The organism is Streptomyces sp. NPDC048751 (assembly GCF_043198595.1).
GTDB lineage: Bacteria > Actinomycetota > Actinomycetes > Streptomycetales > Streptomycetaceae > Streptomyces.
Map to the genome: position 1 here is coordinate 532,776 of NZ_JBICUX010000002.1, position 14,520 is coordinate 547,295.

A 14,520-nucleotide genomic window follows, 5' to 3' on the forward strand; every position below is an offset into this window, starting at 1 on the left:
CGTTAGGTCAGTGTCGATCTTGTGGTCTGCCGTCTGGGCTGGGCCAGTGCTTCGATGAGGCGCTGGCGGACGATCTCCAATGCGGCGATCCTCTCCTCCACGACGGTGAGCTTCCGGGCGATGACCCGCGCGCTCGCGGGACAGATCGGCCCGTCGACGATGTCTTGATCGAGACAGGGCAGGAAGGCGCGGACGTCATTGGCGGTGAGGCCGAGCGAGAGCAGCAGCCTGATGTTGTTCACCTGGGCGACCTTCGACTCGTCGTACTCCCGGTAGCCGTTCGGCGCTCGCCGGGGGTGGAGCAGGCCCTGCTGCTCGTAGTACCGCAGTGCCCGGACGGTAGTGCCGACCTCGTTCGCAAGTTCTCCTATGAGCATCGCCCCATCTTCATCCACCCGTGCTCAGCCCGCCGTCGACACGAATGACCACACCGGTGAGATAGCTCGCCTCGGGACGCGCCGCGTTGACGATCCACCAGGCGATCTCCTCCGGCCGGGCGATACGCCCGAGCGGGATCCGGGCCCGAAGCTCCTTTCCCGCTGCGGCCATCTGCTCCTCCGAGAAACCGGCGTGGCTGAGCACCGGTGTCGCCGTCACCCCGGGGGCCACCGACACAACGCGAATGCCGCGCGGCGCAAGCTCGACAGCCCATGTGTGGGTCAGGAAGTCGAGAGCCACCTTCGTGGATCCGTAGACCGAGTTGTTCGGCCAGCCGTAGTGGGGCGGATTGGATGTGACGTTGACGATGGTGCCGCCGGCCCCCAGGTGTGGCAGAGCACGCTGAGTGAGGAACACCGGGGCGAGAAGGTTGGTGGCGAGCTGTTCCTCGGCGACCTTCCGGTCGATCGCCTCCAGCGGAGCCGGACGAGTGATCGCGGCGTTGTTGACCAGGACATCGATGCGGCCAAACGCGTCGACCGCGGCGGCGACGATGTCGACGGGGGCGTTCGGCGCGGCGATGTCGGACACGAACGTGCGGATGCGCGGGTGTTCTTCGGCGGTCTCCGCCAGGCGTTCGGCGGTCCGGCCGATGACAAGCACCTCGGCTCCCGCGGCAGCGAACTGCTGGGCCGTCGCACGGCCGATCCCGGTGCCTCCCCCGGTGATGAGCACTGCCCGGCCGTGAAGGGTGTTCGTCTCTTCCATAGTCGGGACGCTAAACCTTGACCCTGGCGTCAGAGTCAAGGGCGGGGGACGGCAGGGCCGAGGGCCGCATGTCGCCGGCCTGGACGACTACGAGACCCGCATGTTCGACTACGGCACCGAGGCCGTCGACCACAGCCTGACCGCCCTCGACAAGTTCCTTCCGCCCACCCGCGACCGGTGAGGCGGCACCGGCGGTTGTCAGCCGGTTTTGGAGAGCAGGTGCGGTGCGTACGTCCTGACCGCGTCCATCAGTTGCTTCCTCGACGGGTTCACCATCGCCCGGCCGGCCACCGTCACGGTCGGCACCGTCTCATTTCCGTCCGCGACCGAGCGGACGAACGCCGCCGCCTCGGGGTCCCGCCAGATGTTGACCTTGGTGTACCGGAGCCGTGTGAAGAGCAGACTCAGGCGCAGCTTCATGCAGAACGTGCACATGGGGCGCCAGTAAAGGACCACGCCCTCTTGGTCTTTGACCACCGGTCTCCCTGTCCGTCGGCACCCCGTCCCGAGTGTGTCAGACGAAAACCAGTGGCCGACCTTGGTGCGTACCAATTGGCTTGCGCGCTCGTGACCGACGGTTCGAAGGCCCAAGTAGGACTCCGTTAGGTGTCATTTGCTCGTTCTGTCCGTGGGGTGCACGGTGGATGGATGGACATGCGGCAAGTGGAGGGCGTGCGGACGGAGTTAGCCGAGGGCGGATGTGTTCGCGTCTGTGCCGCGGCGGGATCAGCGGGCGAAGGGCGACTGTTACCTGCGGGGGCTGATGCTGGACGGGCGGCGTAAGTCGATCCAGCCGATGGCGGAGCGGCTTCCGGACGGCAGCGAGCAGAACCTGCAGCAGTTCGTGAATCAGTCGCCGTGGGATCCGGTGCCGGTGCGGCGGCGGATCGCGGAGCGGATGGTGCCGCTGATCGGCCCGGATGCCTGGGCGGTCGATGACGTGTCGTTCCCCAAGGACGGCCGGATGTCGGTCGGGGTCGGGCACCAGTACTGCGGTGCACTGGGCAAGCAGGCGAACTGCCAGGTCGCGGTCAGCGTGCACGCGGTCACCGACGCTGCCTCGTGCCCGCTGGACTGGCGGCTGTTCCTCCCCAGGAGTGGGCGGAGGATACCGAGCGGTGGACTGCCTGGACGAACTGGCCGGGTGGGGACTGGGTGCCGCCGGTAGTGGTGACCGACGCCGGCTACGGTCAGAACGCTGACTTCCGCGCCGGCCTGGCCTAGCGGGAGATCGCGTACGTGGTCGGCATCCGTGGCGATGTGACCGTCCAGCCGCATGACGCGGTCCCCGCTGCCCCGGCCTGGTCCGGCAACGGCCGCCCGCCGGTGCCTCGCTACCGGCAGCCGCCCGTACCGGTAGCGGAACTGGCCGCGGCCGCTGGACGGGATGCCTTCGGCGAGGTGACCTGGCGGGAAGGCTCCCGCGGCCCGATGACCTCTCGCTTCCTCGCGGTGCAGGTCCGGCCGGCTGGGGTGCGCTCACGTCGGCTGGCCCAGGCAGCCACTGTGGCCGAGCACGGCCAGTGGGACGGCGTCCTGCCAGAGGCATGGCTGCGGGCAGAGTGGCCCGCCGGTGACAGCAAGCCGACCCGGTTCTGGCTGTCCGACCTGCCCGAGGACACCCCGATCGCCGAACTGGTCCGCCTGGCGAAGATCCGCTGGCGGATCGAGCACGACTACCGGGAACTCAAGCACGGCCTGGGCCTGGATCACTTCGAAGGCGGCTCTTGGAACGGCTGGCACCACCGCCACCCTGGTCACCGCCGCCCACGCCTTCCTCACCGAGCAGCGCTTGTCCCCAAAAGCCGACACACCGGCCTGTCCCTCTACCAGATCCTCGACGCCATCCAAGACCTGCTGAACTGCTGGACCGGCACCTGCACCATCTGCCACCGCCCCCTACCCCAGACCAGACGGCAGACCACAAGATCGACACTGACCTAACGGAGCGCTACTAGTGCTGTGACCGGAAACGTTCACCGGCCCGGGGCATCCACCGGATTGTGTGACACGGAGGGTTTGCCCGTTCCGTTAGGGTGCCCGAATGGACGACAGCACTTCATCGCAGCACTCAACGGCGACTCAGACCCTGTACTTCCATCCTGACTATCTCGATGCAGTACGCGCCGGACAGAAGACGACCACGGTACGTTTCCGTGACCCGGTGGAGACGGGCCCGGTGAGCCTGGTGTTCGAGTTGGACGACGAGGTGGCACTACCGGGTGTCGTCACGCAGGTCACCGCTAAGACGATTGCCCAGCTGAGCGAGTCGGACGCCCGAGCGGACGGTTTCCGTGGTCTCGCCGAGCTTCACGACAGACTGCGGTTTCACTACCCCCAGGTCAAGCCGACCGACACCATCGCCATCGTGCACTTCCGGTTGGCGAAATAAGTGAGTGACCTGGGCATGTTCACGGCGCTGGACGGTCAGGACGTCTGGGTGGCGGGCATTGTTGTTGCGCCAGCTCAGGTAGGCGTGCAGGACCCGGTTGACACACAGAATCGATCTCCTCTGGCCAGAAGCTGTCGCACAGTTGGGGAGGCAAGAGGAAGTCCGCAGTCCCGGACTGCAGCGTAGCTGGCTACATGTGGGCCAGCACCGGCACCTACTACACCCCGAACATCAGCGTCTGTGAGCCGAATGCGCTGCTGCCCGGGGGCATGCCCAGTGCCCCTGACGTCACGCTCTGAAGGTCACGTCGTGATGGAAGCGTCCATCGCGGCCGTCGCTCACGGCCCCGGATCGTTTCATGAGGGCGTTTCAGGCGTCCAGCCGTCTGCAACAACTCATGAAACATGATCACCGCAGGTGGACCGCCGCGCGGCGGGGTGTTTCACGAGCGACCACCTATGCGTGACGGAAGCGATGCGGCGAGACCTGCGGCCGGCGTGACCCGCTCAGTCCGTTTCGGGTGTCTGCCGAGGGCGGGTGGAGTAGACCTTGTGCCAGTGCTCGGCCGAGCGGACCAGGTCGTCGGTGACGTGGCGGAGGAACTGGCTCGTGTTCTCCAGTCGGGCACCGGCAGGGGTGGTGACGCCGATCTTCCGGGCTCCGGCCGCGCAGGCTTCCGCGATCCAGGTAGCCGACGGCCTTGGAGACGGAGGCGGGACTCACCTGCAGGCGTCGCACGAGTTCTGCGGAGGTGAGGCTGCCGCTGTCGGTGGTGAAGAGCGCGGCGAGCACCTTGGCCATCATCTGCGGGAGCCCGGCCTGAATCAACAGTGGCGTTCAAGGCCACTAACGCCGTACCTCGCCCTCCAGTTCGCACCACACCGTCTTGCCGTCCGCGCCCTGGTCGACGCCCCAGCGCCGGGCGAGCGTGTCGAGGAGGGCGAGGCCGCGGCCGGACTCGGCGTCGGGGCCGGCGTGCAGGAGGACGGGCAGGGCGCGCGGGTCGGAGTCGGTGACCTCGACACGGGTGCGGCCGTCGGTCGTACGGGCCACACGGACGGTCACGGGTGTGCCCTCGCCGATGTGGTCGATGACGTTGGTGACCAACTCGGTCGCGCAGAGCCCGACGTCGTACCCGTAATGGCGCAGGCTGTGCCGCATCTCGGGCACGGCCTTCGGGGTGGCTAGCAGGTGGAGTTCGTACGTCATCGGGTGGCCGCCTCGCGGAGTACGGCGGCGAGGGCACGGGCCGTCGCGGTGTTGCAGTTGCCGAGCGCGACGAGGCCCGCCGGACGCGCGTACCGGGCCGCGAACGTCGGCAGGTCGACCCGGAGTGAGGGGAGCGTGATGCCGTGGAGGGCGAGGGCGGTGCGCAGCTCTTCGACGCAGAGGGTCGTGTCGTAGGCGGTGGGGCGATCGTGCATGCGGGGGGCCTTCCTTGTGCGCTCTGTGACGATTCACTCACACTGTGGCGTCAGGCCCCTTACCGTGAAAGAGGTTCCGCGTACGCACGTTGACCTGCGGAACAGGCCCCCCACTGACACGGCGGTGAACAGTGCCCCGACGCAAGGACATCGACGGCTCCATGAGCGTCCCCACCTTCTACGGCAAGGAGTTGCGATGGAAGCGAGAGGCAGCCGGTCTCTCGCTTGAGGCGACCGTCGAGGGCAGCTTCTGCGGCAAGTCGTACCTCAGCGACATCGAACGCGGGGAGCGGAGGATGCCGTTGGATCTGGCGCGGCATGTGGACCAGGCGCTGAAGACTGACGGGTTCTTCGAGCGGTCTTGTGAGGATGTACGGAGGGCTCGGAGGGGGCCGCACGCCGCTTACTTCGAGAAGGTCCTGGAGGCGGAGAGGCACGCAGAGTCCATCGAAGAGTGGTGCCCCAGCACCTTCCCCGGGCTGCTCCAAACTGCTCCCTACGCACGGACGCTCGTCCGGTCAGCGCACCCCATGGCCTCGGACGAGTGGGTCGAGGAGAAGGTGACGGCCCGTCTCGCCCGCGCCCGCCTCTTCGAAGACGACCACGCCACCCCGGAGTACTGGGCAGTCCTTCACGAGTCCGTGCTCACCGACGCGATCCTGCCGCCAGGGGAGATGGCCGAACAGCTCAATGGCATCGTGGCGTTGACCGAGCGGCGTCGAATCGTTCCACAGATCATTCCGCGGAACTGCGGGGCGTACCCCCTGATGGCCGCCTCGGTCAAGGTCATGACATTTCCCGACGCGCCACCGCTGGTATACACGGAGGCGTCCTACAGCGGGGACACCATCGACGATCCAGCCCTCGTGAAGCAGTACCGCAAGGCATACGATCGGCTCAGGGCCGTCGCGCTGTCACCGGAGGCGTCCCTGGCCAGGATCAAGGCTGCGGCAGAGGATTACCGAAATGGTGACCAACCGGATCGACTTGAGTGACGCGTTCTGGTTCAAGAGCAGCTACAGCAACGGTGACGGCGGGGATTGCATCGAGATCGCCGGCGACTTCCCCGGCGCCGCCCTCTGGCGCAAGAGCAGCTACAGCAACGGCGACGGTGGCAACTGCGTCGAAGTCGCCGACAACCTCCCCGGCATCATCCCCGTACGCGACTCGAAGGCCCCCCACCGCGCCGCCCTCATCCTCAGCGCCGGCGCCTGGGGGCCCTTCCTCGATGCCCTCAAGGGCGATCATCTGCAACCCTGAGAAGCCCGAAGGCGGCCACCCTCGAAGGGTGGCCGCCTCTCGGTCAGTCGGCTCGCGTCAGCGAGAGCGGGGCGGTCAGGCGGCGGAGCCCGACTTCCACTGCTCCCAGCTCATGTTCCAGCCGTTGAGGCCGTTGTCCGGGGCGACGGTCTTGTCGCCGGTGTTCTGGACGACGACGACGTCACCGACGATGGAGTTGTTGTAGAACCACGCGCCGGGCGTGCTGGGGTCGTTGGCGCCCTTGGCGTCCTGGAGGCCGACACAGCCGTGGCTGGTGTTCACCGAGCCGAAGATGGACTTGGCGCCCCAGTAGTTGCCGTGCACGAACGTGCCGGAGTTGGTGAGGCGGATGGCGTGCGGCACGTCCTTGATGTCGTACTCGCCCTTGCCGTCGTCGTCGGTGAAGCCCACGGTCGCGCCGTTCATGCGCGTCTCCTTGAACTTCTCCGACATCACCATGATGCCCTCGTACGTCTTGTTCTGGGGCGAACCGGCGGAGATCGGGATGGTCCGGATCACCTTGCCGTCCTGCGTGACCTTCATCTGCTTGGTCTTCGCGTCGACGGTCGTCACCTGGTTGCGGCCGATCTTGAAGGTGACCGTCTTCTGCTGCACGCCCTGGACACCGTTGGCGCCCTCCACTCCGTCGAGCGCGAGCTTCAGCGTGACGGTGGAGTTCTCCTTCCAGTAGTCGTCCGGACGGCAGTCCATGCGCAGGCCGCTGAACCAGTGGCAGGCGACCTCCTGGCCACTGCTGGAGGAGACCGTGATGCCCTTCTGGACGGCGGCCCGGTTGGTGATCTCCTTGTTGAAGTTGATCGACACGGGCATGCCCACGCCGACGGTCGAGCCGTCCTCCGGCGTGAAGTTGGCTATGAAGCTGTTGGCCGGGGAGACCGTGGTGAACGACGCGTTCTCGTGGGCCTCGCGGCCGTCGGAGTCCTTCGCGGTCGCGTTCAGCTTGTAGGTGGTCGAGCGCTCCAGCTGGGTGCTGGGCTTCCAACTGGTCTTGTCGGCGGAGAGCTGCCCCTGGACGGCGGTGCCGTCGGCGGCCGTCATGGTCACCTGGGTGAGCGTGCCCTTGCTCACCTTGACGGTCGCGGAGTTGTTGATCGAGGCGTTGGAGGAGCCGTCCTTGGGCGTGATCTCGATGTCGGCCTCGGACGCCTTCTCGGCCGCCGCCTCGTCGGCCTTGGCCTGTGAGGTGTCCTTGCCTCCCTTGTCGGAGGCTCCGGCGTCACCGTCGGAACACGCCGAGAGCACCAACACACCGCCGAGCAGTGCGGACGCGGCCATCAGGCGCCTGCGCCGCTTACTGTTCGTCATCACTCGCTTCTCCATGGTTGCCGAATCCCCAAAAGCCCGAGAGTCCCCGTTAAGAATCTTCAACGCTACGACCGGTTCGTCCCGTTCCACATTCCTCGCATGTGTGGGGCACACCACTCCGCCGGCCCTGGCGATCCGCCGGGGCGGGTGGTGCAGCTGTCGGTCCGTGCGCCCCCTGAGACGACGAAACCCCGGGCGGCGGTTGCCGCCCGGGGTCACGAATTCCCCAAGACGCTCAGCCGATACCACCCGCGCGCCCGACACCTTCGTCGTCGCCGTCCTCGTCCACATCATCCCCGTCGAGGTCCCAGTCCGGCGAGTCCGGATCGTAATCAATCGGCTCGCTCGACCAGGACGCCTGCTGGAGTTCGACCCCCGGCACCTCGCTGACCAGGTCGAACGGCTCGACGAGGTAGGCGAGGGCCTCCGCGGTGTCTTCCGTCACAGCGTTCTCGGCGTGCGTCCGCTCCGCGTCCGGCATGTCCTCGTCCTCGGCCAGGCGCCGCAGCGCGGCCTTGGTCAGCGCGGCCTCGTCGTCGATCTCGAGGACGAGTTCCAAGCGAAGGCGGACAAATCGTGATGTCTCTGGAGTGCTCATGCCGTGAGCGTAAGCCCGGACGGTTCCGTGACTTTCCCGTGACCCGCCCCGTTCACTAACATCGCCCCACACGGCCAATTCGCCAGCGCCACAAGGGGATCGATATTCCGTGTCACCTGCTCGCCGTTCGTTGCTGACCGCCACCGCCGCGGGGACCCTCCTGGGCGCCCTGTGGTTCGTCCCGTCTGCCAACGCGACACAGGAGGCCCCGTCGAGAACGGAGGCCCCGGCGACCACGACGACGCAGGTCACGCAGGCGAGGGCGGCGTCCGACAGCCAGGTGCGGGCGGCGTCCGACACCACCTCGACCACCACCGAGGCCACCACGGCCGACGCCGCGAGCGGCACCCGGCTCGCCGACACGGGAAGCTTCGACACCACCCCGTACGTCGCCGGCGGCACGATCTGCCTCGCACTGGGAGCCGGGTTCGTCGTCTACTCGGTACGCCGGGAACGTCTAGGTTTTTGAAATTACTTGACGTGCCCTTGACCGGCGGCTCATAGTCCGCCCATGAAGAGATCATCGGGGGCGCGGCTGTGCGCCACGGCTGCACTGGGCGCACTGTCGCTCACCCTCCTCACCGGCTGTTCCGACGAGGGGTCGGACGACGCCAAGGACAAGGACTCCGCGGGTACCTCCTCGTCGTCGGCCCCGGCCGCGAAGGCGCGTACCACGGCCGAGTTGGAGAAGCTGCTCCTCGCCCAGGGCGACGTCAAGGGCTACAAGGTCGCCGCGGCCGATGACACCCTGCCGAAGTCGAAGAGCGAGGTGAAGGCCGACAAGGCCGAGTGCGCGCCGCTCGCGTACGCCATGTCCGGCCTGGCGCCCGGCGAGACGGAGGCGAACGCGAGCAACACCGTCACCGAGGACAAGGCCTCGGGCGCGGCCTCCAAGTCCCCGGGGGACATCAGCGAGGACGACATCGAGAACGCCTTCAAGGTCAACATGACCTTCGTGGGGCTCTCCTCCTACGACGGCGACGGCGCCGAGAAGGCCCTCAAGGCCGTCTCCGACGGCGTCAAGGCCTGCTCCGGCGGCTTCGGCATCGCCGCCCAGGGCGAGAAGCAGAAGATCACCAAGGTCGCCGAGGGGAAGGCCTCCGGCGCCGGTGACGAGTCGGTGGCGTTCTCCGTGGGCTCCGACATGGACGGCCAGGGCACGGCCACCTTCAACACCGAGGTGGTGCGCGTCGGCAACACCGTCTCGACGTACTACACGGTGAACTTCGCGAACCTCGAGACCGGCAAGGCGGCCGAGATCCCGACGGCCGTGGTCCAGGGCCAGGCGGCCAAGCTGAAGTGACGTACCCGGGGCCCCGCTGTCGTGCTCGACGGCGGGGCCCCGCTGCGTCCACCGGAGTTACTGGAGCGGTCCGGTGACCGTCTCCACCGTCGCGACCAGGCGCCCCTCGCGCACGAAGACGTCCGCCGCCGCGAGGTCGGGGGCGAGGAACCGGTCGGGCCCGGGCCCCTGGACGCCCGCCGCGCGGACGCCGTCGACGACGGCGCGGGTGGCCGGTGCCGGGGCGAGGCCCTCGCGCAGCTCGACGGCGCGGGTGGCGGCGTACAGCTCGATGGCGAGCACACGCGTGAGGTTGTCCACGGCGGTGCGCAGCTTGCGGGCCGCGGACCAGCCCATCGAGACGTGGTCCTCCTGCATCGCCGAGGACGGGATCGAGTCCGCGGACGCCGGTACGGCCAGCCGCTTCATCTCGCTCACCAGCGCGGCCTGCGTGTACTGGGCGATCATCAGCCCGGAGTCCACGCCGGCGTCGTCCGCGAGGAACGGCGGCAGACCGTGGCTGCGGTTCTTGTCCAGCAGCCGGTCGGTGCGCCGCTCGGCGATGGAGGCGAGGTCGGCGGCGGCGATGGCGAGGAAGTCGAGGACGTAGGCCACCGGGGCCCCGTGGAAGTTCCCGTTGGACTCCACCCGACCGTCGGGCAGGACCACGGGGTTGTCGACGGCCGACGCCAGCTCGCGCTCGGCGACCAGGCGGGCGTGCGCGAGGGTGTCGCGTCCGGCACCGGCGACCTGCGGGGCGCACCGCACGGAGTAGGCGTCCTGGACGCGCGGGGCGTCGTCCTGGTGGTGACCGGTGAGCTGGGAACCCTTCAGGACGGCCAGCATGTTGGCGGCGGCGGCGCCCTGGCCCGGGTGCGGGCGGATGGCGTGCAGCTCGGGCGCGAGGACCTTGTCGGTGCCCAGGAGGGCTTCCAGGCTGAGGGCCGCGGTGACGTCGGCGGACTTGTACAGCGTCTCCAGGTCGGCGAGGGCCATGACCAGCATGCCGAGCATGCCGTCGGTGCCGTTGAGGAGGGCGAGGCCCTCCTTCTCGCGCAGTTCCACGGGGGCGATGCCGTGCTCGGCGAGGAGTTCCCCGGCGGGCCGTACGACGCCGTCCGGGCCCTCGGCGTCCCCCTCCCCCATCAGCGCGAGGGCGCAGTGGGACAGCGGGGCCAGGTCGCCGGAGCAGCCGAGGGAGCCGTACTCGTGCACGACCGGGGTGATGCCCGCGTTGAGCAGGTCGGCCATGGTCTGCGCGACCTCGGGACGGACACCGGTGTGCCCGGAGCAGACGGTCTTCAGCCGCAGGAACATCAGCGCCCGGACGACCTCCCGCTCCACCCGGGGGCCCATGCCGGCGGCGTGCGAGCGGACGATGTTGCGCTGGAGCTGAGCGCGCAGCTCCGGGCTGATGTGCCGGGTCGCCAGCGCGCCGAAGCCGGTGCTCACGCCGTAGACGGGGTCCGGCTTGGCCGCCAGCCGGTCCACGATCGCGCGGGCCGCCGCGAGGGCCTCCACCGCCTCCCCGGCAAGCTCGACCCGGGCGCCGCCGCGCGCCACCGCGAGCACGTCGGACGCGGTCACGCCGGACGTCCCCACCACCACAGTGTGCATATCCATATTCAGGAGCGTACGCAGTGAATTCGAAGATGTCACCAGTGGGTGGCCGGTTCGCCCCTTACCTCACGCGGTACCCGCCTCATCGGCGCCCCCGGAAGCGGCGGCGCTCGGCGCCGGGCTCCGGGGACGGCTCGTCGGCGAGGCGTACGACGGGGTCGTCGGGGCCCGCCCGGCCGGCGACGACCGGCCTGTCCGCCCGTACGGCCTTCGCCCGGTACTGCGCCGCGTCGGCGAGCCGGAAGAGCCGGCGGGCGTCGTGCACCACCCCGATGGGGTCCTCGGTGGAGGCGACACCGCACGCCACGCCGTCGCCCAGCTCCAACTCGGCGGCGCGCCGACAGAGTTCCTCGGCCACCTTCACCACGTCGTCGGCGGGCGGGCCGACCGCGAGCAGACAGAACTCGTCACCGCCGAGACGGGCCGCGAGCGCGCCCGGCAGCATCGCCCCGCACAGGGACAGCACGGACCCGAACCGCTCCAGGAGCCGGTCGCCCACGGCGTGCCCCCGGGTGTCGTTGACGCGCTTGAGCCCGTTCAGGTCACACACCACGAGGCTGACGACAGCGCCCTGCCCGCGGTGGTGTTCCAGCGCCTCGTCCAGGCGTACGTCGACGGCACGGCGGTTGGCGAGACCGGTGAGCGCATCGGTGAAGGCCAGGCGGCGGGCCTCCTCCAACCGCTCGGTCTGCGCGAGCCCGGCGGCGACGACGGAGCCGAGGACGGTGGCGAAGTCGGCGTCGGCACGGTCGAAGACGGGAGTGCCGGTGGAGCGGGCGACATACAGCTCGCCCCAGGCGCGGCCGTGCAGGACGATCGGGGCGACGACACAGGAGCCGCGGCCCCGGCGGCGCAGAGCTGCCACGCGCTGGTGGCAGTAGCCGGGCTGGCCCGCGGCGGGCCCGTCCGCGGTCTCGACCCACGCGTTCGGCTCACCGCCGCCGGCCCAGCGCTCGTGCAGGAACTCGGTGATCTCAGGGAACTGGTGCACGGGATAGGCCTCCGCCTCGGGGAACTCCTCCTCCCCCGAGGCCCGGTCCCCCACGTTCACCAGAACCCGCAGCCGCCCCAGCTCCCGCTCCCACACCGACAGCGCGGCGAAGCTCCCGGCGAGCGCCCTGCACGCCCCGAGCGCCGCGGCCCGCCACGACTCCCGCGGACTGTGCGCAGCGGCCATCCCCTGCGCCAAGGCCACCACCGCCGCGAGCCGTCTGTCCTCACCCATCACTCCAGGCTAGGGATATTCCAGCCGAAAGGGGACGCCGATGCGGCCGCACGGGGCGAGACGAGGTCGGCTCCGGGCGCCCGTGGCAGCCGCCCCCGGGTGCCCCTCCTGGGGGCGGCCGCCCCCAGCCCCCCGCTTCGGCCCTGAACGGGCCTCGTCCTCAAGCGCCGGACGGGCTGAGATTGCCTGAACCGGCGCCTGCGTAGCTGCGGGGAGTCGTGCCGCAGGGGCGGCTCCCGAACCACAGAAAGCGGCACCCCGCCGGCGCCGGGCCGCGCGACCGACCCCCGCCCCGCACCGACGCCGGCCCGCCGACAAGCACAGGCCCAGCCGAACCCCGCATCGACGCCGGCCCACCGACAAAGCACAGGCCCACCTACTCCCCCGGCCACACCGGCTTCCGCTTCTCGTTGAACGCCGCCACCCCCTCCGCCCGGTCCCCCGAGAACGCCACCGCCCGCCACGCCGAGTCCTCGACCTCCAGCCCGGCCCGCAGATCCAACCCCTGCCCCAGCCGCAACGCCCGCTTCGCCGCCCGCAACCCCACGGGCGAGTTCCCCCCGATCCGGGACGCCATGGCCAGCGCCTCCTCCCGGTCCCGCCCCTCCTCCACCAGCACGTCCACGAGCCCCAGCTCACGCGCCTCCCCCGCCTCCACCCGTCGCGCGGTGAAGATCAGCTCCGCCGCCCGGGCCGCCCCGACCCGCCGAGGCAGCAGCTGCGTACCACCCCCACCGGGAATGACGCCCACGGACACCTCGGGCAACCCCACCACCGCCGTACGGTCGGCCACGATCACGTCGCACGCCAGCGCCAGCTCGAACCCCCCGCCCAGCGCGAACCCGTGCACCGCCGCGACCGTGGGGACGGGAATCTCCAGCACCCCGGTGTACGCCCCCCGCGCCACCAGCCGCTGTCGCACCAGCTCGGCGTCGCTGAACGAGTTGCGCTCCTTCAGATCCGCCCCGACGCAGAATGCCCGCTCATGCGTCGACGTCAGCACGACGACCCGTACGTCCCGGTCCTCCCCCAGCGCCGCACACGCCCCGGCGATGGACCGGGCCATCTCGCTGGAGACGGCGTTCATGGCCTTGGGCCGGTCGAGGGCGAGCTCCGCCACGTGCCCGCCGTCCCCGTGCCGCCGCACCAGGACGAACTCCCCGAACCGCTCCTCACTCATGACACCCTCCCGGTTAACGACGGTTAACAACTTCGACTCGCCCGATCATCGCAGCCCGACCCCGCCGGGGAAAGAGCGGCACCCCACAGGCCCCGCCGCCGGTTCCGCCGTCGCCGCCCGACAACCCGTTCGAGTGACATCTCGCCCATCTCCCGCCTCACCCCCCACAGAAACGCATAACGTGCGCTCCGCGACGGCGCACGGGGGCACAAGCGCCTCGGGGAGGGATCACGATGACGCACACCAAGGAGCGCGACAGGCGCATCCTGGGCGGCCTGGCCGGCCTGGAGGGCCAGGAGGGCCAGGAGGGCCAGGAGGGCCAGGAGGGCCAGGAGGGCCAGGAGGGCCAGGAGGGCCAGGACACCCAGGGCGACCAGCGGCCGTGGGGACCCCGTGTCCGAGGTCGCCACCGCCGCCCCCGCCCCCGCAAGGCCCTCCTCGCCATCGGCGGCCTCGCCCTCGCCGCCGGCGTACTGGGCCTCGTACGCGTCACACCCGACCCGGGCGTCGTCGGCCTCGGCACGACGGAAGCGGATCCCCGCCCGGACCCGGACACCGACACGGCGGCGGAAACCGACACCGACCGGTCGGCCAACGCGGCCGCCACCCTCCCGGCCGCTCCCCGGGCGAGTGCCTCCGCGGCCTCCGCGATGGGCGGAAGCGACGCCGCACCGCCCTCGACGGCGAGCCAGGCACCCACTCCGTACGGCACGCACGGCACACACGGGTCGCAAGGGTCAGAAGGGCCTCGTGGGTCGCAAGGGGCGCATGGGTCGCATGGAACAGAGGGAACATACGGAACGTACGGAGGTTTCCCATCGCCCGCCGGACCGGCCGTCGCACCCGCACCCGCCACGACCCCTCAGCCGACGGCCTCCGCCCCGCAGCCCGCGCCCCCGGCGCACTCCTCGCCCGCACCGCCCCGGACCGCCGACCCCGACCCGCCCGCCGCACAACAGCCGAGCGAGCCGGAGGGGCCGAGCAGCGGCGACGTCTGCGTCCCGGTCATCGGCCTGTGCCTGAACCCGCTGAAGGCCACCCTCCACTGAGCGAGGGCGCGGGCGTCC

At 69.9% G+C, this 14,520-nt stretch carries 18 protein-coding genes and 2 pseudogenes; 9 read left to right on the forward strand and 11 right to left on the reverse strand.

Going from position 1 to position 14,520, the window contains the following annotated elements; translation table 11 throughout:
• Positions 1-2: 2 nt before the first annotated feature.
• Both ACGFNV_RS09325 and ACGFNV_RS09330 read right to left on the reverse strand, forming a co-directional pair.
• The gene (locus ACGFNV_RS09325) at positions 3-377 is read right to left on the reverse strand and encodes a MerR family transcriptional regulator (RefSeq protein WP_393620782.1); all 375 of its coding nucleotides are present in this window, start codon (positions 375-377) and stop codon (positions 3-5) included.
• A 10-nt stretch (positions 378-387) separates the two neighbouring features.
• On the reverse strand, positions 388-1,113 hold the full coding sequence (locus ACGFNV_RS09330; protein WP_393620784.1) for an SDR family NAD(P)-dependent oxidoreductase: 726 nt from the start codon (positions 1,111-1,113) through the stop codon (positions 388-390).
• Between the two features lie 16 nt (positions 1,114-1,129).
• Here ACGFNV_RS09330 and ACGFNV_RS09335 point away from each other — a divergent pair, with 16 nt between their 5' ends.
• Positions 1,130-1,327, forward strand: a complete 198-nt coding sequence (locus ACGFNV_RS09335) for a hypothetical protein (RefSeq protein ID WP_393620786.1) — start codon at positions 1,130-1,132, stop codon at positions 1,325-1,327.
• A gap of 17 nt (positions 1,328-1,344) precedes the next feature.
• Here the strand turns inward: ACGFNV_RS09335 and ACGFNV_RS09340 are convergent, their stop codons facing one another.
• Positions 1,345-1,623 (reverse strand): glutaredoxin domain-containing protein, encoded by a 279-nt coding sequence (locus tag ACGFNV_RS09340; RefSeq protein WP_393620788.1) that lies wholly within the window; start codon positions 1,621-1,623, stop codon positions 1,345-1,347.
• A gap of 223 nt (positions 1,624-1,846) precedes the next feature.
• Here ACGFNV_RS09340 and ACGFNV_RS09345 point away from each other — a divergent pair.
• From ACGFNV_RS09345 to ACGFNV_RS09355, 3 genes and pseudogenes are all read left to right on the forward strand, one after another.
• Positions 1,847-2,256: pseudogene (locus ACGFNV_RS09345) on the forward strand (transposase); the annotation flags it as partial.
• A gap of 11 nt (positions 2,257-2,267) precedes the next feature.
• Positions 2,268-3,007: pseudogene (locus ACGFNV_RS09350) on the forward strand (IS701 family transposase); the annotation flags it as partial.
• Positions 3,008-3,190: 183 nt separating this feature from the next.
• Positions 3,191-3,538, forward strand: coding sequence for an ASCH domain-containing protein (locus ACGFNV_RS09355; RefSeq protein WP_393620789.1), 348 nt, complete (start codon positions 3,191-3,193; stop codon positions 3,536-3,538).
• Positions 3,539-3,994: 456 nt separating this feature from the next.
• Here the strand turns inward: ACGFNV_RS09355 and ACGFNV_RS09360 are convergent, their stop codons facing one another.
• The 3 genes from ACGFNV_RS09360 to ACGFNV_RS09370 are packed head-to-tail and all read right to left on the reverse strand — an operon-like array spanning position 3,995 to position 4,962.
• The gene (locus tag ACGFNV_RS09360) at positions 3,995-4,342 is read right to left on the reverse strand and encodes a hypothetical protein (RefSeq protein ID WP_393620790.1); all 348 of its coding nucleotides are present in this window, start codon (positions 4,340-4,342) and stop codon (positions 3,995-3,997) included.
• A 42-nt stretch (positions 4,343-4,384) separates the two neighbouring features.
• Positions 4,385-4,747 (reverse strand): ATP-binding protein, encoded by a 363-nt coding sequence (locus ACGFNV_RS09365; protein ID WP_393620791.1) that lies wholly within the window; start codon positions 4,745-4,747, stop codon positions 4,385-4,387.
• Positions 4,744-4,962 carry a hypothetical protein gene (locus ACGFNV_RS09370; protein WP_393620792.1) on the reverse strand — a complete coding sequence of 73 codons (219 nt, stop codon included), beginning with the start codon at positions 4,960-4,962 and terminating at the stop codon, positions 4,744-4,746. Before ACGFNV_RS09370 ends, ACGFNV_RS09365 begins: the two co-directional genes overlap by 4 nt.
• A 161-nt stretch (positions 4,963-5,123) precedes the next feature.
• Here ACGFNV_RS09370 and ACGFNV_RS09375 point away from each other — a divergent pair, with 161 nt between their 5' ends.
• Both ACGFNV_RS09375 and ACGFNV_RS09380 read left to right on the forward strand, forming a co-directional pair.
• Positions 5,124-5,957 carry a helix-turn-helix domain-containing protein gene (locus ACGFNV_RS09375; RefSeq protein ID WP_393620793.1) on the forward strand — a complete coding sequence of 278 codons (834 nt, stop codon included), beginning with the start codon at positions 5,124-5,126 and terminating at the stop codon, positions 5,955-5,957.
• Positions 5,929-6,222, forward strand: coding sequence for a DUF397 domain-containing protein (locus ACGFNV_RS09380; RefSeq protein WP_393620794.1), 294 nt, complete (start codon positions 5,929-5,931; stop codon positions 6,220-6,222). The genes ACGFNV_RS09375 and ACGFNV_RS09380 overlap by 29 nt, the downstream gene beginning before the upstream one ends.
• Before the next feature lie 75 nt (positions 6,223-6,297).
• Here ACGFNV_RS09380 and ACGFNV_RS09385 read toward each other — a convergent pair whose 3' ends face one another.
• Together ACGFNV_RS09385 and ACGFNV_RS09390 are read right to left on the reverse strand one after the other, a co-directional pair.
• A complete protein-coding gene (locus ACGFNV_RS09385) occupies positions 6,298-7,548 on the reverse strand; it encodes an Ig-like domain-containing protein (RefSeq protein ID WP_393620795.1) in 1,251 nt (416 codons plus the stop codon).
• 235 nt (positions 7,549-7,783) lie between these two features.
• Positions 7,784-8,146 carry a hypothetical protein gene (locus ACGFNV_RS09390; protein WP_393620796.1) on the reverse strand — a complete coding sequence of 121 codons (363 nt, stop codon included), beginning with the start codon at positions 8,144-8,146 and terminating at the stop codon, positions 7,784-7,786.
• 109 nt (positions 8,147-8,255) lie between these two features.
• Between ACGFNV_RS09390 and ACGFNV_RS09395 the strand changes: the two genes are divergently transcribed.
• Entirely contained in the window at positions 8,256-8,615 is a 360-nt protein-coding gene (locus ACGFNV_RS09395; protein WP_393620797.1) for an LAETG motif-containing sortase-dependent surface protein, read from the forward strand.
• A 42-nt stretch (positions 8,616-8,657) separates the two neighbouring features.
• The gene (locus ACGFNV_RS09400; protein WP_393620798.1) at positions 8,658-9,449 is read left to right on the forward strand and encodes a hypothetical protein; all 792 of its coding nucleotides are present in this window, start codon (positions 8,658-8,660) and stop codon (positions 9,447-9,449) included.
• Positions 9,450-9,506: 57 nt separating this feature from the next.
• On the opposite strand, the gene hutH is transcribed toward ACGFNV_RS09400, so the two are convergent.
• The 3 genes from hutH to ACGFNV_RS09415 form a co-directional block, all read right to left on the reverse strand.
• Entirely contained in the window at positions 9,507-11,045 is a 1,539-nt protein-coding gene (gene hutH / locus ACGFNV_RS09405; protein ID WP_393621474.1) for a histidine ammonia-lyase, read from the reverse strand.
• Between the two features lie 85 nt (positions 11,046-11,130).
• The gene (locus tag ACGFNV_RS09410) at positions 11,131-12,273 is read right to left on the reverse strand and encodes a diguanylate cyclase domain-containing protein (RefSeq protein WP_393620800.1); all 1,143 of its coding nucleotides are present in this window, start codon (positions 12,271-12,273) and stop codon (positions 11,131-11,133) included.
• Positions 12,274-12,649: 376 nt separating this feature from the next.
• Positions 12,650-13,453: an enoyl-CoA hydratase/isomerase family protein gene (locus tag ACGFNV_RS09415; protein ID WP_393620801.1), complete on the reverse strand. Its 804-nt coding sequence runs from the start codon at positions 13,451-13,453 to the stop codon at positions 12,650-12,652.
• A 233-nt stretch (positions 13,454-13,686) separates the two neighbouring features.
• Here ACGFNV_RS09415 and ACGFNV_RS09420 point away from each other — a divergent pair, with 233 nt between their 5' ends.
• A complete protein-coding gene (locus ACGFNV_RS09420; protein WP_393620803.1) occupies positions 13,687-14,502 on the forward strand; it encodes a hypothetical protein in 816 nt (271 codons plus the stop codon).
• The last annotated feature ends 18 nt before the right edge of the window (positions 14,503-14,520 follow it).

Excerpts from the sequence above, each read along its gene's own strand:
- ACGFNV_RS09325 (WP_393620782.1), bottom strand. The coding sequence starts at position 377 with ATGCTCATAGGAGAACTTGCGAACGAGGTCGGCACTACCGTCCGGGCA.
- ACGFNV_RS09355 (WP_393620789.1), top strand. The coding sequence starts at position 3,191 with ATGGACGACAGCACTTCATCGCAGCACTCAACGGCGACTCAGACCCTG.
- ACGFNV_RS09360 (WP_393620790.1), bottom strand. The coding sequence starts at position 4,342 with ATGATGGCCAAGGTGCTCGCCGCGCTCTTCACCACCGACAGCGGCAGC.
- ACGFNV_RS09365 (WP_393620791.1), bottom strand. The coding sequence starts at position 4,747 with ATGACGTACGAACTCCACCTGCTAGCCACCCCGAAGGCCGTGCCCGAG.
- ACGFNV_RS09370 (WP_393620792.1), bottom strand. The coding sequence starts at position 4,962 with ATGCACGATCGCCCCACCGCCTACGACACGACCCTCTGCGTCGAAGAG.
- ACGFNV_RS09375 (WP_393620793.1), top strand. The coding sequence starts at position 5,124 with ATGAGCGTCCCCACCTTCTACGGCAAGGAGTTGCGATGGAAGCGAGAG.
- ACGFNV_RS09380 (WP_393620794.1), top strand. The coding sequence starts at position 5,929 with ATGGTGACCAACCGGATCGACTTGAGTGACGCGTTCTGGTTCAAGAGC.
- ACGFNV_RS09385 (WP_393620795.1), bottom strand. The coding sequence starts at position 7,548 with ATGACGAACAGTAAGCGGCGCAGGCGCCTGATGGCCGCGTCCGCACTG.
- ACGFNV_RS09390 (WP_393620796.1), bottom strand. The coding sequence starts at position 8,146 with ATGAGCACTCCAGAGACATCACGATTTGTCCGCCTTCGCTTGGAACTC.
- ACGFNV_RS09400 (WP_393620798.1), top strand. The coding sequence starts at position 8,658 with ATGAAGAGATCATCGGGGGCGCGGCTGTGCGCCACGGCTGCACTGGGC.
- hutH (WP_393621474.1), bottom strand. The coding sequence starts at position 11,045 with ATGCACACTGTGGTGGTGGGGACGTCCGGCGTGACCGCGTCCGACGTG.
- ACGFNV_RS09410 (WP_393620800.1), bottom strand. The coding sequence starts at position 12,273 with ATGGGTGAGGACAGACGGCTCGCGGCGGTGGTGGCCTTGGCGCAGGGG.
- ACGFNV_RS09415 (WP_393620801.1), bottom strand. The coding sequence starts at position 13,453 with ATGAGTGAGGAGCGGTTCGGGGAGTTCGTCCTGGTGCGGCGGCACGGG.
- ACGFNV_RS09420 (WP_393620803.1), top strand. The coding sequence starts at position 13,687 with ATGACGCACACCAAGGAGCGCGACAGGCGCATCCTGGGCGGCCTGGCC.